Source organism: Bradyrhizobium sp. AZCC 1578 (genome assembly GCF_036924675.1).
In the GTDB taxonomy this organism is placed as follows: domain Bacteria; phylum Pseudomonadota; class Alphaproteobacteria; order Rhizobiales; family Xanthobacteraceae; genus Bradyrhizobium.
Genome location: NZ_JAZHRZ010000001.1, coordinates 2783324 through 2803369, shown reverse-complemented (window position 1 = coordinate 2803369; position 20046 = coordinate 2783324). Strand labels below are relative to the sequence as shown.

The window sequence follows — 20046 nt, the reverse complement described above, 5'->3', positions numbered from 1 at the left end:
AAAAGCGTGAGGCGTTAGCTGCCTGTCGTTTCGGCAAAACGATCTTGTCATGCGCAGAAGCATCGACGCGCCGTTCAATTGACGCCAAAATTATTTTGTGGTTGAAATATTTCGGTCGATGGAATGGGCGACCGGGCTACGACGCGCCTTCAACGATCGGCTTATGTGTCATGAGCCTCGCTGCGGAGGTTTGGTAATTGGCACGCGCCGCCTGTGAACGGGATATCCGCTGTGCGCATCTTCTGGCAGAGCTTCGTCGACCAGGCTACGAGCGCGCCCTATATGGCACGGCTTGCCACCTATCTGAACGAGATCGCTGCGCCCGGCACCAGCGTCCACGTCGAGGGCATCACGCCCGCTGATCGCGACTTCGGCCGCTTGAGCGAATTCCGTTGTGCGATCCAGGCGGTCGACAACGGACTCGCAGCGCAGGAAAACGGCTTCGACGCCTACGTCATGGGCCACTTCCAGGATCCGGGATTGTACGAACTGCGTTCGGCGCTGACGATCCCGGTGGTCGGCGCCGGCGAAGCCACGCTGCTCGCGGCCTCGCAGCTTGGCCGTCGGCTCGGCCTTGTCACACTCGATTCAGCTTTCGAAGTTTGGCATTATGAGCAGGCCGATCGTTACGGGCTTTCCGGCCGCGTGGTGCATGTCACCGGCATGGGCTGTCGTCCGGAAGATTTCAGCGCCGCGTTTTCGGGCGATGCGGCGGCGAAGGCACGCATGCTGAGCGACTTCGCAGCCTGCGCGCAGCCGCTGGTCGATCGCGGCGCCGATGTCATCATTCCGGCCGGCGTGCTGCCCGGTCTCCTGATTGCGAGCGAGCGTGGCTTCAAGATCGGCTATGCGCCCGTGGTGAACTGCGCAGCGGTCGCGCTGAAGAGCGCCGAGATGTGGGTGCAGTTGCAGCGTCTCAATGGCACCGAGCCGAGCCGCGGGCCGAGTTTTGCGCTGGCCAATGACCGTGCCCGCCGGGATTTCCGCACCACTGTGGCGCGCACGCCCGACAAACCGAATGGCGCTTGAGGACAAGACATGCTGCAGCCCGACAAGATCTTGTATGAAGCCGAGGTGACGGCGACCGGCGGGCGCGACGGCAAGGCGGCGAGCGTCGACGTCAAATTGACCGTACTCTGAACGGCTCACAGGAATCCGGCGGTCCGATGCAGAGCTCCATCCGAACACCTTACGATCGGGTCGTGATGGCAGTTCCGGTGACGATCCCGTACGTGCGCTACTCGATCGAGAGCGCGCAGTGGTGGATCGGCCGCGCGCTGAAGGGGCTGGTCGATGGCGCCGGAATCACGCCGCGCGACATCGACGGCTTCTGTGTTTCGAGTTTCACGGCGGGGCTCGACAGCGGGATCGGGCTCACCCAGCATTTCGGCCTCTGCGTGCGATGGATCGACACCATTCCGCTCGGGGGCGCGAGCGCAATAGCCGCGCTGCGCCGCGCGGCGCGGGCGGTGCAGGCGGGCGACGCCCGCATCGTGGCCTGCGTGGCTGGAGATACCAACCACGTCGATTCCTTCCGCTACACACTGGAAAACTTCTCGCGCTTCAACCAGGATGCCGTCTATCCCTATGGCGCCGGTGGCGCCAATGCGAGCTTTGCACTGATCGCGCGCAACTACATGCGAACGTTCGGCGCCAAGCGCGAGGATTTTGGCAAGATCGCCGTCGCCCAGCGCAGCAATGCGCTCCGCAACCCCAACGCTTTGATGAAAGCGCCGCTGACCATCGAGCAATACATGTCGGCGCGGCCGATCGCCGATCCGATCCATTTGTTCGACTGCGTGATGCCGTGCGCGGGCGCGGAGGCCTTCCTGGTGATGGGCGAAGATGTCGCCGCGTCCCTGAACCTGCCCGCCGCCAAAATTCTCGCCACGATCGAGCGCCACAATGCGTTCGGCGACGACCCCGTTCAGGTGCGCGGCGGATGGGCCGTTGATGTCGATGAACTCTACGCAATGGCAGGCGTCAAGCCTGACGATCTCGACTTTGTCGAGACCTACGACGATTATCCGGTGATCTCGATGATGCAGTTCGAGGACCTCGGCTTCTGCCGGAAGGGGGAGGGACCGGACTTCGTTCGGCAGCACGATCTCACGATCGACGGCAGCTTCCCGCACAACACGTCCGGCGGTCAGCTCTCGGTCGGGCAGGCCGGTGCGGGCGGCGCCTATCTCGGCGTGGTCGAGGCGCTGCGTCAGGTTCTCGGGCAGGCCGGTCCGACGCAGGTTAGGGATGCACGCCTCGGGTTGGCTTCGGGTTTTGGAATGATCAACTATGATCGCGGCCTCGCTTCGGGCGCGGCGATCCTCGCGGGATCAGGCGCATGATCGAACCGATCGTCAAACCGCGCCGGAAGAACCCTTTGCAGCGGACGCGGCTGCCGACGTCGCCGCCACGCGCACGCAGCCGCGCCTCGCACGGGTTTACGCGGGCCGCCGCCGAGGGCCGCTTCATGCTGCAGCGCTGCGGCGCCTGCGGAACGTTCTGTTATCCGGCGCGCGATGCGTGCCCTGCATGCCTTTCCGCCGATCTCGCCTTCACGGACGCGCCGCAGCGAGGGACGCTTTTGTCCGAAACGACGCTGCATGTCACGGCGGACGTGCACTTCCGCGAGCGCGCGCCATGGCGCATCGGCCTGGTTGCGATGGAATGCGGGCCAACCCTCGTGACGCACCTGCACGCCGATTGCGAAGAGGGCGGGCCGGTCGTGATGTCGTTCCAACTGGACAAGAGCGGGCAGGCCGTGGCCTTCGCACACCCCGAACGTGAGACTCCCAACATGACGGACGACAGGCAGTGGCGTGAGATGACCGCCGATCCAAAATTCCGGCGCGTTCTGGTGACCAACGGACGCAGCATCGTCGGTCAGGAAGCGGTGGCTGCGCTGAAGACAGCCGGCGCGTCGATCGTGTTCGTCGGCGTCGCCGAGCCGTGGAAGCCGTTCCGCGGCGAGGAGGCGTTGCGCGGCATGGAGGGCGTCGAGATCGTGCCGCTCGATATCGGCGACGAGAAGTCGGTCGCCGATCTGGCGGCCGATATTGGCGGCAAGGTCGATATTCTCGTCAACACCACCGAGCATGTCCGTGCCGGCGGGCTGCTCGATCGTCAAGGCACCAGCGTCGTGCGCGACGAGATCGACCAGAGCTATCTCGGATTCGTGCATCTGGCGCAGGCGTTCGGGCCGGCGATGCGGATGCGCGGCTCGGATGGCGTCAACAGTGCTGCGGCCTGGGTCAATATCCTGTCGGTCTATGCGCTGGCGAACTGGCCGGTGTTCGGCGCCTATTCTGCGTCGCAGGCCGCCTGTCTGTCGCTGTCGCACTGCCTGCGGGCGGAGCTTCGGCCCGGCGGCGTCAAGGTGGTGAACGTGTTCACGGGTCCGCTCGATATCGAGTGGTTCCAGACAGTGCCGCCACCGAAGGTCGCGCCCCGCGCGGTCGCGACCGCGATCGTGTCGGCGCTCAAGCGCGGGCTTGAAGATGTGTTCGTGGGCGATGTCGCCGAAGACGTTCGCCAGCGCCTGGCCGCCAACCCCAAGGCGGTCGAGCGAGAGCTGGGGGCGTAGGCGGCTTGTGAGGACGGGAGAAGCGCAATGGGAAGCAACAGTCTCATGCAGTTTGCCGGCGCGGTTGCATCCGGCGCGGTGCGTGTCGTCGATCTGACTTTCACCCTCAGTCCCGATTTTCCGGTCATCGTGCTGCCGCCGGAATTTGGTCAGGCCGCGCCGGTCCGCATCCAGCAGATTTCGCGCTACGACGCGAATGGTCCTGCGTGGTACTGGAACAATCTCAGCTTCGGCGAGCACACCGGCACGCATTTCGATGCGCCGGTTCACTGGTTCACCGGCAAGGATCTGCCGAACAACGCAGTCGACACGCTGCCGGTGCGCGACATGATCGCGCCGGCCTGCGTGATCGATTGCTCGGCGCAGGCCGCAAAGGATGCGGATTTCCTTTTGACGATACCGGTCGTGGAGGCCTGGGAAAAAAGCCACGGGCGGATTCCGGAGCGGCACTGGGTGCTGCTGCGCACCGACTGGTCGAAGAAAGGCTGGCGCGACTACGCCAATCTGAAGGACGACGGCGCCCACACGCCCGGACCGAACGCCGCCGTGATGCGCTGGCTCGTCGAGGAGCGCGGCGTCATCGGCTTTGGCACCGAGACGATCGGGACGGATGCCGGCCAGGCCGGGCATCTCGATCCGCCCTATCCGGCGCATCATTTCCTTCACGGCGGCGGGCGTTACGGCCTGCAGTGCCTGTGCAATCTCGATCAGCTTCCGCCAACCGGCGCGGTGATCGTGGCTGCGCCACTCAAAATCCAGAATGGCTCCGGCAGTCCGTTGCGCGTGCTTGCGTTGGTACCCGGGCAGGGCTGAACCTTTTCGTCGACATCGAGTGACATCATGAACAAGAAAAAGACTTTGTTGATCGGCGCTGCGCTCTTGCTCGCCGCCGTGGCACCGGCGCATGCCGAAATCCTCGTCGGTTTTGTTACCGGCCTGAGCGGACCGGTGTCCTCGATCGGCGTGCCGAACGCCAAGGGGTTGGCCGCGGGTCAGGCCTATGTCGGCGAGATCGATGGTGAAAAAGTCCGCGTCATCCAGCTCGATGACGGCTCGGACCCGGCCGCCTCGACGCGCAACGCGCGTAAGCTGGTCGAGCAGGAAAAGGTTGATTTCCTGATCGGCACGTCAGGCGCGCCGCAGACGCTGGCGATGGCGACCGCCGCGATCGAGATGAAAGTGCCGATGATAGCGGTCTCACCGATCGCGCCAGTGTCGGCCGGAGAGGGCGGGCCGTGGGTGGTGCAAACCCCGCAGCCGACGCCGCTGCTCGTCCAGGGCATCGTCGATCACATGAAGAACCGCAACGTGAAGAGCGTGGCCTTCATCGGCTTCTCCGACGCCTTTGGCGACCTGATGTATAACTCGTTGCTGCAAAGCGCCGAGAAGGCCGACATCAAGGTGATCGCCAACGAACGCTATGCGCGCTCCGACAACTCGGTCACTGCGCAGGTGCTGCGTGCAGTTTCCCTGCGTCCCGACGCGATCATGCTGGGCGGCACTGGAACGCCCGGCGCGCTGCCCGTGATCGCGCTATCCGAGCGCGGTTACAAGGGGCCGCTCTACGGCAATCACGGCATGATCAGCGCGGATTTTCTGCGGCTTGCCGGCAAATCGGCCGAGGGCATCATCTGCCCGACCGGGCTGGTCACGGCAGGCGAACAGCTTCCCGAGAGCAATCCTATCCGCAAGGTCGCGCTCGCATTCCGCGCGGCCTATGAGAAGGCCAATGGCGAGGCGCCGGCCGATGCTTTTTCGCCCTATGCCTTCGATGGCTGGCTGGTGTTCATGGATGCCGCCAAACGTGCCAAGGCGACCGGCGCGACGCCCGGAACGCCGGCGTTCCGTAACGCGTTACGCGAAGCCCTGTTCACGACCAAGGATGTCGTCGGTGCGCACGGCATCTATACCTATACGCCGGCCGATCGTCACGGCGTCGATGGCCGCGCGCGGATACTGGTCCAGATCGAAAACGGGAAATACAAGCTGCTGCCGTAGTTGCCGGGCCGGTACCCGCGGCTCAGGCGTGTCGTAGCTTCGCCTTCAGCGCGCGCATGTCGATCGCGCGATTGGCGCTGACGGCGGCAGCCGCCAACGTCTTGATCTCGCCCCGGGCGAGCTTGCGCGTTGACGACAGCGGCAACTCGTCGAGGATGGCGACGTAGCCGGGCACCTTGTGATAGGCGAGGCGCTCGGCGCAGGTTTCGACGATCGAAGCCGCCAGCGCGGCACCATCATCAACCTCCATGTTCGGCACAATGAAAGCAAAGACCTCTTCGCCGCGGATATCGTCAGGAACGGGCGTCACCGCGCAGCCGCCGATGCGCGTGTCCATGTAAAGCGCGCTTTCGACTTCGAGCACGCCGATGTTCTCACCGCTGCGGCGCACGATGGTCTTCTTGCGATCGAAGAAATACAGAAGCCCGTCCTCGTCGGCGAAAACCAGATCGCCGGTGTGGAACCAGCCGTCCTGCCAGGCCGCTTCGGTGGCTTCCTCGTCCTTCAGGTAACCGCTGAAGAACCCGGCTCGGGCATTGTCGCCCTTTGCGCGGACCAGCAATTCGCCAGGCTTTCCAGGCGCGACATCGGAGCCCTGATCGTCAACGAGGCGATACGTCATATCTGATGATGGCCGGCCGACGCAGCGCGCGCCAAACCCCGCGGGCTCACGGGCGGTGGTCGTCGCCGCCCCACCCCCGGTCTCGGTCATGGCCCAGGCCTCGACGATCGGGATGCGGTAGCGCTCCTCGAAGGTGGCGCGGTGGCGGACATCGACGCCGGGCGCGAAGGCGAAGCGCACGCGATGCTGCCGTTCCACTTCAGTTACAGGCAATTGCAGCAGGATGGCCGGGATGACGCCCAGACAATGCACGACGGTGGCGCCACTATCGGCCACGCACTGCCACCAGCGAGTGGCGTGGAAGCGGTCGAGCGGCACCACAGCGCCGCCGAGCACCATCATGCCGACGGCGCTGCAGCCGAGCGCGTTCATGTGAAACATCGGCAACGGCGTCAGGTTGATCTCGCGGTCCGGCCTTAGCTCTGCCACGCCGCCTTGCGCGAGGTACCAGTCGGCGACCTGCAGAAAATAGCGGTTCGAGAGCATGCAGCCCTTTGGCTTGCCGGTGCTGCCTGAAGTGAACAGCAGCGCGCATTCATCATTGTACTCGGGGCTTTGGGCGCTGACGTTCGTCTGGCACGGTGGAATGCGGCTATCGGTATCGATCAGGCGGGCGCGGCCGAGCACCGCATCTTTAGTCACATGGATGCGATCGAGCGTCGCCACGAGCAGGTCGGCCTCCGACAACTCAAGCTGGAAGGACAGTTCATCGGAGCGGACGTCGGGGTTGATCGGAACGATCGAAACCCCGAGCGCATTGAGCGCGAGCCAATGGAGAAAGAAGACCGGACGATTTTCGAGCAGCAAGGCGACCCGCGCCCCGCGTCCGTAGCCGGCGGTCGCGTATTCGGCACGCAGACGCTCGACCTCGGACCTAAAGGCGCCGTATTCGATCTTGAAACCTTCTGGTGCGTAGGGCAGTTGCGCACTCGCAGGCGCCAGCAGGAATGGTGCGTCCGGCCGCCTTGCAGCCGTGGCGGCGAAAGCATCGGATGGCGATCGATACGGAATGTTGAGACTCATTGCGAGCGTCGCTCCCATTCATGTCCTGCCGCCGGACGCAGGTAGGCGGAAGTCCGCATGCAGCGCTTGCTGCAGCGGTCTTCGTCGAATACTTTAAGCCTAAACTATATTGCTGGCCAATAGCGATCTATCGCAGACCAGCCCGGCGAAGCTTGGAAGTGGTCTTGGAAGTGGCCTTGGAGTTGGGCCTTGGAGGTGCGTATGCAGGCAGGTGATAGTGGCGCGGCCGGGCAGCGGCGGGGTGGGTCGATCTGGCCGCAGGCGGCTGAGCGTTTTCCGCCGGCGGATCGAATTCTCTCGACCATTTTGACACGGCAAGCCGCGCGGTACCGTGACCGCACCCTGTTTGTCTTTGGCGAAACACGATGGAGCTATGCTGAAACGGCTGCAATCGCCGCTGCGTCGGCCGCGCGCCTGATGCAGGCCGGAATTCGCGCCGGCGACCGCGTCGCGCTGATGTGCTCGAATCGACCGGAATTCCTGGAAATCTATCTCGGCTGCGCCTGGATGGGCGCCGTCACGGTGCCGATCAACACCGCGCTGCGCGGTATCCAGCTCAGCCACATCCTGCGCAACTCCACGCCGAATCTGCTGGTGATCGAGTCGTGCTTCATGCCCGCCATCGACACGCTGGAAAGCGACGTCGCGCCGCCGGATACTGTCTGGACAATCGACGAAGGTGTCGCGTCTCCACTCGCGCCCGGATCGATCTCGCCGCTGCCGGCGCTCGGCGAAGGAGCGCCGCCCGCGCCAGTGCAGCCAAGCGACACGGTCGCGATCCTCTACACGTCGGGCACCACAGGTCCTTCCAAGGGCGTTTGCTGCCCGCAGGCGCAGATGTTCTGGTGGGGCGTCTATTCGGCGCGTGCGCTCGACATTCGCGACGGCGACGTCCTGTTCACGACGCTGCCGCTGTTCCACACCAACGCGCTGAACGCGTTCTATCAGGCGCTCCTCAACGGCTGCACCTACGTGCTCGAGCCGAAATTCTCCGCCTCCGGTTTCTGGGCCGCGGCGCGCCGACATCAGGCAACGGTCGGTTATCTCCTTGGCGCGATGGCCGTGATGTTGCTGGCACAGCCCTCGTCAGCGAACGACACCGCGCATTTCGTGCGTGTAGCGCTCGGTGGCGGCGTGCCCGGCCAATTTCACGGTCCGTTCCTCGAGCGTTTTGGCGTGCCGCTGCTCGACGGTTACGGTTCGACCGAGACGAATTTCGTGTTCGCGGGCACGATCCCATCCGATCGCCCCGGCACCATGGGCTATCTCGTCGAAGGCGTGGAGGCTTGTATCGTCAGCTCCGAGGACGAACCCCTGCCTGACGGTGAAGCCGGCGAGCTGTTGTTACGCGCGCGCGAACCGCTCGCGTTTGCGACGGGATATTTCGCAATGCCCGACAAGACGGCCGAAGCCTGGCGGAATCGGTGGTTTCACACCGGCGACCGGGTCGTGCGCGATGCGGATGGCCACTATCGCTTCGTCGACCGAATGAAAGACTCGATCCGCCGGCGCGGCGAGAATGTTTCGTCCTGGGAGGTGGAGCAGGTGTTGCTGAAGCATCCGGCGATCGCTGCCTGCGCGATCTATCCGCTGCCGTCCGAGCTCGGCGAGGACGAGGTTGCGGCGGCGGTCCAGCTCGAAACCGGCCAGACGCTTGATCCTGTCGAGATCATCAGTCATTGCGAGGGCAAGATGGCCTATTTCGCGATTCCGCGCTTTGTCCGGATCGTCACCGAGATGCCGTTGACCGAGAACGGCAAGATACGCAAGGCCGCGCTGCGCGAGGCTGGGAAGACTCCGGACACCTGGGACCGCGATGCCGCCGGATACAAATTGCGTCGTTAAAATCAGGCGCGGCCTTGGTGCGTCGCTTGCTTCACGGCGTTCTTCAGATCGGTTGTCCCGAAGGAGCTCCCAATGCGCGTATTGGCTTGGACGATTCTGACGCTTGGAGCGGTCTTGGCGCCCGCGCTCGCATGCGCCCAGGCCTATGATCCAAACTACCCGGTTTGCCTGCAAACCTATGCCATCGGTGGCGGCCATATCGACTGCAGCTTTGCTTCGCTGGAGCAGTGCGCCGCGTCTGCTTCGGGCCGCGCGGCCCAATGTTTGAACAATCCGTACTTTGCGCAAGGCGTCAGGAAACCGCCCCGGCAGCGCGGCGTTTACTAAAGGTGGCATCGGCTGGCGTCGCAGACGTGACGCCCGATTTTGCCCAAGCCAAGGCTTGCACCTATAATCCGGCGAAACCATCATCCCGTGAGGTCATGTGACTGCCCCCAATCCCGCTGCCGGCAAACCGGTCGATTCCGCCTCCCTCGTCAACGTACCGCGGTTGATAACGGCCTATTTTGCGTCGAAGCCGGATCCGTCCGATCCCACCCAGCGTGTTGCGTTCGGCACCTCGGGCCATCGCGGGACGTCGTTGAAGAACTCGTTCAACGAAAATCATATCCTGGCAACGACGCAGGCGATCTGCGATCACCGCCGCGAGACGGGACTGACCGGTCCGCTGTTCATCGGCATCGATACCCATGCGCTGGCCGAGCCGGCGCTGGCGAGCGCGGTAGAAGTGTTTGCCGCCAACGGCGTCAACATCATGATCGACGAGGGCGGCGGTTATACGCCGACGCCCGTCATCTCGCATGCAATCCTGAGTTACAACAAGGGGCGAACGAGCGGACTTGCCGATGGCGTTGTCATCTCGCCGTCGCACAATCCGCCAGAGGATGGCGGGTACAAATATAACCCGCCGCATGGCGGCCCGGCCGATACCGACGTAACGGCCAAGGTTGAGAGGGCTGCCAATACCTACATCGAAGCCGACATGAAGGGCGTTGCGCGGATGCCGTATGAGCGTGCGCGCAAGGCGCCATCGACGCATCTGCACGACTACATCCGTCCCTATGTCGCCGATCTCGGCAATGCCGTAGACATGGCGCTGATCAAATCGTCCGGCGTGAGAATCGGGATCGATCCGCTGGGCGGCGCCGCCGTTCACTACTGGCAGCCGCTGATCGAGCACTACGGAATCAACGCAACTGTCGTGAACGACGCCGTCGACCAGACGTTTCGCTTCATGACGGCGGACTGGGATGGAAAGATCCGGATGGATTGTTCCTCGCCGTTCGCGATGGCAAGCCTGATCCAGATGCGCGACAAGTTCGACGTCGCCTTCGCCAACGACACCGATGCCGATCGGCACGGCATCGTGACCCGCACCGGCGGGCTGATGAATCCGAACCATTTTCTCGCGGCGGCGATCGCGTACCTGTTCGCGCATCGGCCGCAATGGGGCAGCGAGGCCGCGATCGGCAAGACCATCGTCTCCAGTTCGATCATCGACCGTGTCGCGAAAAAGCTGAACCGCAAGCTGGTCGAAACCCCGGTCGGTTTCAAATGGTTCGTCGATGGCCTTGGCACCGGCGGCTTCGGATTCGCGGGCGAGGAAAGCGCCGGCGCATCGTTCCTCAAGCGCGATGGCTCGGTCTGGACGACCGACAAGGACGGCATGGTGATGGGGCTGCTCGCCGCCGAAATGCTCGGTCGCACCGGCCGCGATCCGAGCCAGCAGTTTGCCGCCCTGACCGCCGAGCTCGGCGTGTCCTTCTATGAGCGGATCGACGTGCCGGCGACGCCCAAACAGAAGAGCGCGCTAAAGGCACTTGGGCCGGAGCAGCTCAACATGCACCAGCTTGCCGGTGAACCGGTCAGCGCGATTCGGACCCGGGCGCCGGGTAACGATCAATCGTTCGGTGGCATCAAGGTGGAGTCCGAGGTGGGATGGTTCGCCGCGCGGCCATCGGGCACCGAAGACGTCTACAAGATCTATGCCGAGAGTTTTCGGGACCAGAATCACCTGAAGACGATTCAGCAGGATGCCCAGCGGGCCATAGCAAAGGCTTTCTGACTGCCACGCCGCGAGGCGGTTGGAAGATGTGTAACGGGTAAATGCCAGACCGCCGCCGAACGGCGGCAGAGTATTGCATATTGCGCCTGGCTGCCCAAAGCTGCACCAGTTCGGCACAGCCTGGAACCTGGCAACGGAATTTCAGGTCACCGTTGCGCTTGCGATCACGCTGAAATCACGAGAGCCCACGCAGTGTTAGGCTCGGGAGTTAGCTGCCAGAAAGCCGTACCGAACGGGCGGCCTGTGAGCTATCGCGAGGTACCGGGGGATGAAATGAGTGCGGAATCGGTTGTCTACTATCTGAATCGCGTGCCGGAGAGCGATCCGAACGACCAAACCGAATGGCTTGTAACGGCGTTGGGGCAGTATACCGGCGCGGAATTGCGGGAACTGCTCTATGTCGCGGAAGAACCTGGCTTCTTTGAATTAATGCGCGGGCTGTTTGCGCTCCCGGATGAGAGCCGTGCCGCCCTGCAACATTTCCTTGAAACCGGTCACCCGCCGGCCATGAAGGCGGCGATCGACCCGAAAGGCCGGTTGACCATCGAGCATGTCACCGAGGAGAAGCGGATAAAATTGCTTCCCAGGATCGCAAATTAGCACCTGCGTCTCCCTGAGGTTGTGCTAGAATCTCCCAGCTTGAATAGTTGGGGAGCCTGCCGATGGCGACGAGGAAGTCAGGCCCGCTCGATGCGATGGTGGGCGTCAGGATTCGCCTGTTTCGCGTCAACCGTGGCATCAGCCAAGCCATGCTTGCGGAACGCATCGGCGTCACTTTTCAACAGGTGCAGAAATACGAGCGGGGCGCCACCCGGGTTGGTGCCAGCCGGTTGGCGCAAATCGCTTCCGTGCTCGACGTTTCGGTCGGTGAGTTGTTCGAATCTTCCCGGCCCGGATCTCCCGGCTTGAATTCACCGGTTCATTTGCTCGCCGAGCCGGGCGCCTTGCGCGTTCTCAAGGCCTATGCACGAACGCCCCCACGCGTGCGGCGTTGCGTCGCCAAGCTGGTTGAAAGCATCGGCGATCGAACGGCGGGGGCGAAGGCCACGGTTGCGCGGCTGAATACTGTCGATCGCGGCGATCGACGGAGGTTTCCCTCGCGAGGATAGTCTTTCGTAGAAGACGTGCGGCAACCTCGTGCCGCCCCGTTTCTGCCGCTGGAGCGTTTTCCAGCGAAAGCCTGCCCCGGATTTTGATCCGGGGTGGATACCGGTTCACGTTAAGAAAACGCGTCAAAACAAGAATCGAGAGCCCGGTTCTGATTAAATCAGAACCGAAAGGCTCTAGTCCGCTCGCGGCTTCAGCCGGTCGCGCGAATCGCAAACCGCTCCGGCGGCCTGCTGCCGGGAATGAACTCGCCGATCCAGTCACGGCGCGTTGCTTCGATATGCCAGGACATCGCCTCAGCCGAATAGGGTGCCGGATCGGGAATGTCCTTGCGGATCTCCTTGCCGTCGAGCCAGCCGCAGCTATGCGAATAGCGCGTCTTGCAGACGAGATGGACATCGCCGTGATCCTGCAGCAGCACGTATCCGTCGGCCGGAAAAAACGTGCCGGCAAGCTCGATCGCAGCAGGCAACTGGCGCACCAGCAGGAATGTGCTGGTGGATTGCGTCTCCGATTCGGAAACCAGCAAGCCGACCAGGCTGTGGATTGGCGCGATCGCCTGCGGTGCAACCAATGCGAGAGGCTCCGTGATCGGGCCGGCTGTCGCAATCGAAAGATATTCACCCTCCGGTCCCCAACGGCAGGCGATCAGCCACTCGCGGCTGCGGCTGCGAATCAAGGTCGGCTTGGCGTAATCCGATCGAGCAATATCTGCTGCCATGGCTATGACGAAGGCTTTCGCGAGCATAAGTTCCTCCAGGGCGAGGGCGGACTGGCCTCACGTCCGGAGTCTGCACGTCAAGTCGTGAGGTCACCGTGAGCGGTACCGAAAATTCGATGCAGAAATTGTTCGCGCGCGCTGCATCGTTGCTTCTTGGCAACGATGTGGACGCAGCCGGCGATCACGATGCCAGACTCATCCTTGAGGCGCTGGAATATGCCGAAGAATCCAGCAACGGGATTGATTCGCAGCTCGCGAATCGCGCTCATTTGCTGATCGCTGCTTCCCGATTTGCGCGCGTGTTCGAAATGGCCTCGCCCGATGCGCCAGGCCTGATCAGCTTTGGCGCACAATTCGATCCAGCGCTTGCCGATCCCTTGCATGAGGAAAGCCCGATAGTCGGCGTTTCCGGCGTCGGTCTGACGTTGCGGGAAGCGTTTCAGGGCTGCATCGGCGAGGGCATCGAGTACCTCTCTCAATTGCAGACCGGAACCGACCTGTTGCTCAAACCCGGCGTCGACGATTGGGCCGGAAAGCTCGGGCCGAAGGCGCTGGAGTTGGTCGCTGCCGTTTCGGAACGCCGCATGCAACCGGAGCGAGCGCTTTCCTGGTGTCGCGCAACGCGACTGACCGACGGCGGCGAGGTGTTGCTTCCGGCGGACATCTGCCTGCGGCGGCCGCCAGCGCAACGCGAGTTTGCGCCGCCGTTCCCGCTGAGCATCGGATCGGCCGCCGGTCCGTCACGAGACGCCGCAGCGCTGCATGGCCTCTTGGAGTTGATCGAGCGCGATGCTGCCAGCCTGTGGTGGCGAGGCGGTCAGTTGCCGCGATCGATTCCGCCGCAGCATGAAGCGGGCATCGCAGCGGAGGGCTTGTTGCGGCAGCTTCGGGATGGCGCACCGATGCTGCGCCGGACATGGCTGCTCGATATTACGACGGATATCGGCGTGCCCTGCGTCGCGGCGGTCTCCTGCCGGGCGGACGGTTCCGGTTTCGCCTTCGGCCTCGCCGCGCGGCCGTCCCTCGAGGCCGCAGTTCGCTCGGCGATTCTCGAAATGTGCCAGCTCGAACTGGCCGACATCGTCGTCGCAACCAAACGCAGGGAACGCGGCGATGACGCGCTCAACGCACAGGATCGCATCCACCTGCAGCGCGCAGCGATCAACGCCGACGAGTGCAGATTGCTGCAGCCGGTCGCAGAGTGCGCGGCCCACCTGTCCCTTGCCGCAACTGAAGCGAGCGTCATATTTGGATTGATCGTACAGCGTTTGGAAAAGCTCGGAATCGAAACATTCTACCTCGAACTCACGCGCCAGCGTTTCGCCATTCCAGTGGTCCGCGTGATCGCCCCGGGCCTGCAACTCGAGCCATCCGAAATCGTCACGGCCAGGCTGCAGGATGCGATGGCGGGGAGTGGAGGCGGCGCAACCTATACCGGGGGTGTCCCTTTGATATAGAGTGGCGGGAATTAACCAACCGGTTCCGGAAACCGTTTCATGCCGGCCAGTGCCAACGCCATGACATCAGACAATGCCGCGGCGGCGCCCGAAAGCGCTCCGCGTCTGTCGGTATCGCTGGTCGGCCGGCTCGGCGTGCGGTTCAACGGCCGTCCGATCGAACTGCGAACCCGCAAGGCCGGGGCGGTCCTTAGTTATCTTGCGCTATTGGAGACCAAGCAGGAGAGCCGCGAGCGGCTGGTCGGCCTGCTGTGGAGCCGTTCCGACGAGGAAAAGGCGCGTGCCTCGTTGCGGCAGGTCGTCCGCGAACTGCGGGCGATGTTCGAGGAGGCCGGCTATGACGGCTTTGTCGCGGAGCGGCTCCTGATCGGCCTCGACGTTGGACGAATCGAAGTCGATATCGAAAGCGTGATTCAACTCGCCGAAGGCGGACGCGTTCACCCGCTGCTGCTCGATACCCCGCAGCTCGACGGGCGCTTGCTCGAAGGAATGGACGATCTCGACCCGTCGTTCCGGGTCTGGGTGCTGGCGAAGCGGCAGACCATCCATGAACGGCTGATGCGCAATCTCGACGAGGGCTTGACCTCCGCAAGCGTAGCCGCCGAGTCCAAAAAGAGGATTGCGGCCGCGATCGTCAATCTCGATCCGACCCATGAATACGCCTGCCGCTATCTGATGCGGGCGCATGCGGAGGAAGGCGATATTGCCGGCGCGCTGCGCATCTACAAGGCGCTGTGGGACCTGCTCGATCGCGACTACGCCATGGAGCCGTCGTCGGCTACCGAAGAACTCGTCGCGAACATCAAGCTCGGCATTCTGGAGCGCGCGCCGGCCGATCGGGCCGCATCGGCAGCGAATGATGAATTCGCTGTCAGGATGGTCAGAGGGACCGCCCCCCAGCCGGTAGTCCCGATGGCGCCACCGGTCAATGCACCTGCCAAGACGCGCCTGGTGCTGCGGCCCTTTGCGATGCACGGTGTCGACGAGGACCACAGCCATCTGGTGCAGGGCTTCTCCCAGCATCTCGCTGCCTGTCTCGTGCGCTTCCGGGAATGGAGCGTCGTCGATCGTCCTCCGGCGGCCCTCGTGCTTCCGGCGGGTACGTCTCCGCAATACTGTATCGAGACCACCGCCTACCAGGCGGGTGCCGAAATCAACATCGTGATGGTGCTTCGGGACGATACCACCGGGATTTACGTCTGGAGCGAAAGCTTCCGACTCGGCCTCGGCAACTGGTTCGAAACACAGCAGCGCATCATCCGCCGGATCGCCACCTCCCTGAACGTGCAGCTCTCGACCGAACGGTTGATGCGGTTGGCCGGTGAGCCCGACGTATCGCTCGACCTGCATGACCGCTGGCTGCGCGGACAGAACCTCATGTCGAAGTTCGATCCCGAAAGCTGGCGGCGGGCAGTCGCCATTTTTCGCGATGCGATCCGCGACAATCCGAGCTTCTCGCCCTGCTACAGCAGCCTCGTGCAGATGAACAACATCGAGCATCTGGTGCATCCCGGGATCTTTCGCGATCTCGAAAAGGCCAAGGCCACTGTTGAACTGGCGAAGACCGCCGTTCAACTGGATCCGGTCGATTCCAGGGCGCATCTGTGCTGCGGCTGGTCCTATGTGATGGCGCTTCGGGAAGCCGAAGCTGCGCCGCACATGGCGCTTGCCTGCGAGCTCAATGACAATGACCCGTGGACGTTGCTGTCGAGCGCTCACTATGAGGTCTTCTGCGGATCAATCGAGCAGGCCCGGCTCAGGGCCGATCAAGCGCTGACGCTCTCACCTGCGCCTTCCTATCTTGAATGGGCCTATCATTGCACTATTCGTTTTCTGTGCGGCGACTACGCAGGCGCCGTCGAGGCCTGCGATCGCGCCAATAGCGTCGGGCGGACATTACCCGCATGGCGGACCGCTGCGCTGTTCTATCTTGGGGAGTTGGGGAAGGCGCGCGAAGAAGCCCAGCGCTTCGTGAATGGATTACGTTCATTTTGGATCGGTACATCGACCCCGACCGACGAGGCTGTCGTGCGGTGGGTCATGCAGGCTCACCCGATTAGCGTGCGAGAGCGACAGGAAACCCTTCGTCGAGGCTTGCTCGGCGCAGGGCTTCCTGTCGGGGAGATCGGCCAGCTCTGACTAGGCGCAGAAGCTGATCGTGTAGTCGCCGATACGCTCGGCATGCACCTTGAATTTGTCGGCTTCCGGAATCACCGGATCCATCCCGTTGAACAGCCGCTTGTAGAACGGCGGAAGCGGGTAGGTTGCGCCTGGCTTGCTGAGCTTCTCTTCGGAATCCGCGATCGCCACGGCGGGCGGCAAGCGCACCACGATTGTGTCCATCTGCTGCTCAACGAACTTCACCTTCGTATAGCGATCCGGCACCGTCATGAACACCTGCGCCTTGGCGAGTTGCTCCTTGAACTCCTCGACGGTGGTCGGGATCGGGTATTCGTTATCGTCGTCAAGATAGTTCTTGCCCGTCGACCAGGTCTTTACGAGGTTGCCCCAGCGCTCATGGTTGGTCACTTGCATTCTTTCGAGGGCCATAGTTTCTACTCCTCCGGGTTGCGCGAGACGGACAATTCCGCTCACAAAAATGCAGGCACGGCCTGCTGCAGCTCAGCAATTTCGGTAGTCAACTCCACCAACTGCGCCATGTTTGAGATCTCTGGAATGTCCTGAAGTACGTTCGTCAGGTAAAATTCGCGGGAAACGAGATCCAGTTGATCGACGAGCGCGCCGCCTCCGCCGGTCGATTGCGGGACGCTCGCGAGCGCCCCGAATATCACTTCCGATACGATGATCGAACCGAGCAGCCCGAGTTGCAGGCCCTCCGTCTGCTGCATCGCCTCGAACAGGATGAAAAACGGCAGCGGCGGATCGTTCGAAAGGGTTTCAATGTCCTCGTCCGTGAGCGCGCCGTAGGCCGGTGTCGAAACGAGCCATTCGCGAAGCTGATTGACACGGTGGGCGCGGTCGGCAAGCAGGCGCGACGTGGCGATGAACTGCGGCCGCCTGCAGCTGATCTCGGCAATCAGTGCATCTACCGACCACATGCCGGCGAGGCCGGCGCCGAGCAGGTCGCGATAGAGCAGGCCGACCCGTTCCGTCTCGTCGAACGCCGGAAAGATCTGGTCATTGCCGAGCCCATCGCTGAGATGTGGTCCGATGCGGCGGCTCAAATTTGGCGTCGAGCCGTTGATCTCGAAAAAGCGCGACCATTGCACCATCCAGGTCTCGTCGAGCGGCATGTTTGCCGGGTCGTTTACCGAGCTCTTTTCAAGCGTATTGTTGAGATCATGGAGCGACAGGTCGTTGATCTGGTATTCGGGTCGCACCATGGCGTGACCGAAGCGGAATGCGCCGTGCGAAAACTCGAACGGAATTTCCCAATCTCCGATCGCAAGACCTTCGCCTGATGCGAGACGGTCGATGAAGTGTGGGGCAGGCCCGCAGTAGCTCGCGTAGATCGCCGGATGAATCACCCGTCGCATCAGGTCGTTGCGGATGATGTTGTGATAGATGGCCGTCAATGCGCCGCGGGCGCACAGGAAGCGCTTGTAGGCGGCGCCGAACTGGCCGTTTGGCCCCGCTTCGCCTTCGCGGCGGCGAATGATATCGACGAGCCCGTTGTGCAGCAGCGCAAACAACGCGGTGAGCTGGGACATCACGGCGTGATCGTCATTGCGCGGATCGGCGACTAGCGCTTCAGTGAGTGCAACGCGGACACCCTTGATACTGCGATCAATGCCCGTCACGTTCTCGGCGGGGGTCCGTGCGATATCGCGAAATGGGCAGCCGGTCGCCGACTGCTTTTCCTTCCAGCGCATTCGCCCGAGCCGCAGCTTGGTGCGACGGTCGTCATTCGGCGCGTCGAGTGCATAGATGTGCGGAGATCCGACCGGGCCGCTGCCGTACAGCGTCTCCAGCCGAAGCGGGGTGCGGCGGGCGTTGGTCGTCCCTCGGCCGAGCCCTCCCGCAACCGAAAGCGGAATCGCCGAGTGAACCAGATCATGCGCAATGAACTGCAGCAGATAGGTATAGCCCGAGGGGATGCAGGGATTTTCCCAATATTCCAGTGATCGAACCTGATGTGACGGCCATTTTATGGCAGCATCCATTCGCCGCGACAGGCGATGCATCAATCCGCGAAGCTTTGCATGGTGTGACGGCGACTCGAGCGGATCGATACCGAAGGCGCGGAAGCGCTGCGACGGAGCGGGCGTGCCGAAGAAATGACGAAAGCCGGGAGTCGTTGCCGACGAAATAGGGGCGCGCGTATCGAGTTCTGAAGTTCGGAACGAGGATGCGTCGGCGACCTTCTGCACAGCCATCAGAACTGCTCTCGCTTGATCAATGCGGCGAGATTGGAAAGAAAGTCGTGAAATAATCGTGAGTTAAATCGTTAGAACCTGTGGACATATGTGGACATCTTTTGGTCATTCTGCGGGCCGCTCACGCCTGTTTCACGATTGGTGACGCGGCGGCATGACCAGTGGCGGCTGGCATAGAAGCGCGTGTGAAGCTGATTGAGGCAGCACCCTTGGCGCGCCATTTCGGCCAATGCTCGCGGTGATAATTGTCGTATCAGGAGCGGTGTGCGCTGCCGCGCTCGATACCTGCATCAAGGCACGCAAGTGAAGGCAAACCCGGCGTGATGTTTGCGAAACATTGCCTTGGACCGGCATTCCGGATAGCCATGGCATATACTTCCCGCTTGAGGCGCTTTCCTTCCATGGCTGACTTCCACGGCGTCTTTCCCTATCTCGTGTCACCGATCGATGCTTCCGGCGAAATTCGCACCGAGGTGCTGGGCCGATTGTGCGACGACCTCATCAAGGCGGGCGTGCACGGGCTGACGCCGCTGGGATCGACCGGCGAGTTCGCCTATCTCAACCAGGCGCAGCGTGCCAGCCTCGTGCAGACTACGATCGAAGCCGCGAACGGCCGCGTGCCGGTGATCGCTGGCGTCGCCTCGACATCGACGGCAGATGCGGTGGCGCAGGCGAAGGCGTATCAGAAGCTCGGCGCCGACGGCATTCTCGCGATCATGGAGGCTTACTTCCCGGTCGCCGACGCGCAGGTCGAATCCTATTTCCGCGCCATCGCCGACGCGGTCGACATTCCCGTCGTGATCTACACCAATCCGCAATTCCAGCGCTCCGACCTCACGCTCGACGTGATTGCGCGGCTCGCGACCCATCCGCGCATCGGCCACATCAAGGACGCCTCCACCAATACCGGCCGGCTACTGTCGATCATGAACCGCTGTGGCGAGGCGATCCGCGTGTTCTCCGCATCCGCCCATATCCCCGCGGCGGTGATGCTGATCGGTGGGGTGGGCTGGATGGCCGGTCCTGCCTGCATCATCCCGCGGCAGAGCGTCGAGCTCTACAAACTCTGCAAGGCGGCGCGCTGGGATGAGGCGATGGCGCTGCAGCGCAAACTGTGGCGCATCAACGAGGCTTTTGCGCGGTTCAACCTCGCCGCCTGCATCAAGGCCGGACTCGACATCCAGGGTTACGCGGTCGGCGATCCCATCCCGCCGCAGGTGGCGCTGACGGCCGAGCAGCGCAAGGTGGTCGAGGCGGCGCTGCGCGATCTCGGATAAGCGCAGCAGCT

At 63.0% G+C, this 20046-nt stretch carries 17 protein-coding genes; 13 read left to right on the top strand and 4 right to left on the bottom strand.

Translation table 11 applies throughout. The features are described from left to right. The first annotated feature begins 231 nt into the window (after positions 1-231). The 5 genes from V1290_RS13455 to V1290_RS13435 all read left to right on the top strand — a co-directional run bounded on the left by V1290_RS13455 (position 232) and on the right by V1290_RS13435 (position 5581). Complete coding sequence (locus V1290_RS13455; protein ID WP_334364846.1) at positions 232-1029, top strand: aspartate/glutamate racemase family protein; 798 nt, start codon at positions 232-234, stop codon at positions 1027-1029. Between the two features lie 137 nt (positions 1030-1166). Next, positions 1167-2345, top strand: a complete 1179-nt coding sequence (locus tag V1290_RS13450) for a thiolase family protein (RefSeq protein ID WP_334364845.1) — start codon at positions 1167-1169, stop codon at positions 2343-2345. Continuing rightward, positions 2342-3583, top strand: coding sequence for an SDR family NAD(P)-dependent oxidoreductase (locus V1290_RS13445; RefSeq protein WP_334364844.1), 1242 nt, complete (start codon positions 2342-2344; stop codon positions 3581-3583). Before V1290_RS13450 ends, V1290_RS13445 begins: the two co-directional genes overlap by 4 nt. A gap of 27 nt (positions 3584-3610) precedes the next feature. Continuing rightward, positions 3611-4396, top strand: coding sequence for a cyclase family protein (locus V1290_RS13440; RefSeq protein WP_334364843.1), 786 nt, complete (start codon positions 3611-3613; stop codon positions 4394-4396). 27 nt (positions 4397-4423) lie between these two features. After that, on the top strand, positions 4424-5581 hold the full coding sequence (locus V1290_RS13435; protein ID WP_334364842.1) for an ABC transporter substrate-binding protein: 1158 nt from the start codon (positions 4424-4426) through the stop codon (positions 5579-5581). A gap of 22 nt (positions 5582-5603) precedes the next feature. Here V1290_RS13435 and V1290_RS13430 read toward each other — a convergent pair whose 3' ends face one another. Further along, positions 5604-7226 carry an AMP-binding protein gene (locus tag V1290_RS13430; protein ID WP_334364841.1) on the bottom strand — a complete coding sequence of 541 codons (1623 nt, stop codon included), beginning with the start codon at positions 7224-7226 and terminating at the stop codon, positions 5604-5606. A 201-nt stretch (positions 7227-7427) separates the two neighbouring features. Between V1290_RS13430 and V1290_RS13425 the strand changes: the two genes are divergently transcribed. From V1290_RS13425 to V1290_RS13405, 5 genes are all read left to right on the top strand, one after another. Further along, entirely contained in the window at positions 7428-9071 is a 1644-nt protein-coding gene (locus V1290_RS13425; protein WP_334364840.1) for an ATP-dependent acyl-CoA ligase, read from the top strand. A 72-nt stretch (positions 9072-9143) separates the two neighbouring features. Then, positions 9144-9398, top strand: coding sequence for a DUF3551 domain-containing protein (locus tag V1290_RS13420; RefSeq protein ID WP_334364839.1), 255 nt, complete (start codon positions 9144-9146; stop codon positions 9396-9398). A gap of 97 nt (positions 9399-9495) precedes the next feature. Further along, positions 9496-11136, top strand: coding sequence for a phosphoglucomutase (alpha-D-glucose-1,6-bisphosphate-dependent) (gene pgm, locus V1290_RS13415; protein ID WP_334364838.1), 1641 nt, complete (start codon positions 9496-9498; stop codon positions 11134-11136). Positions 11137-11379: 243 nt separating this feature from the next. Next, positions 11380-11736, top strand: coding sequence for a hypothetical protein (locus tag V1290_RS13410; protein ID WP_334364837.1), 357 nt, complete (start codon positions 11380-11382; stop codon positions 11734-11736). 62 nt (positions 11737-11798) lie between these two features. Continuing rightward, positions 11799-12245 (top strand): helix-turn-helix domain-containing protein, encoded by a 447-nt coding sequence (locus tag V1290_RS13405; RefSeq protein WP_334364836.1) that lies wholly within the window; start codon positions 11799-11801, stop codon positions 12243-12245. Between the two features lie 191 nt (positions 12246-12436). On the opposite strand, the gene V1290_RS13400 is transcribed toward V1290_RS13405, so the two are convergent. Continuing rightward, a complete protein-coding gene (locus V1290_RS13400; protein WP_334364835.1) occupies positions 12437-12991 on the bottom strand; it encodes a hypothetical protein in 555 nt (184 codons plus the stop codon). 89 nt (positions 12992-13080) lie between these two features. Between V1290_RS13400 and V1290_RS13395 the strand changes: the two genes are divergently transcribed. Both V1290_RS13395 and V1290_RS13390 read left to right on the top strand, forming a co-directional pair. Then, positions 13081-14421 (top strand): YcaO-like family protein, encoded by a 1341-nt coding sequence (locus V1290_RS13395; protein ID WP_334369015.1) that lies wholly within the window; start codon positions 13081-13083, stop codon positions 14419-14421. Between the two features lie 39 nt (positions 14422-14460). Continuing rightward, a complete protein-coding gene (locus V1290_RS13390; protein ID WP_334364834.1) occupies positions 14461-16560 on the top strand; it encodes a BTAD domain-containing putative transcriptional regulator in 2100 nt (699 codons plus the stop codon). On the opposite strand, the gene V1290_RS13385 is transcribed toward V1290_RS13390, so the two are convergent. Then, positions 16561-16971, bottom strand: a complete 411-nt coding sequence (locus V1290_RS13385) for a hypothetical protein (RefSeq protein WP_171583683.1) — start codon at positions 16969-16971, stop codon at positions 16561-16563. A 41-nt stretch (positions 16972-17012) separates the two neighbouring features. Further along, on the bottom strand, positions 17013-18758 hold the full coding sequence (locus V1290_RS13380) for a hypothetical protein (protein WP_334364833.1): 1746 nt from the start codon (positions 18756-18758) through the stop codon (positions 17013-17015). A gap of 401 nt (positions 18759-19159) precedes the next feature. On the opposite strand from V1290_RS13380, the gene V1290_RS13375 reads away from it, so the two are divergent. Further along, a complete protein-coding gene (locus tag V1290_RS13375; protein ID WP_334364832.1) occupies positions 19160-20035 on the top strand; it encodes a dihydrodipicolinate synthase family protein in 876 nt (291 codons plus the stop codon). The last annotated feature ends 11 nt before the right edge of the window (positions 20036-20046 follow it).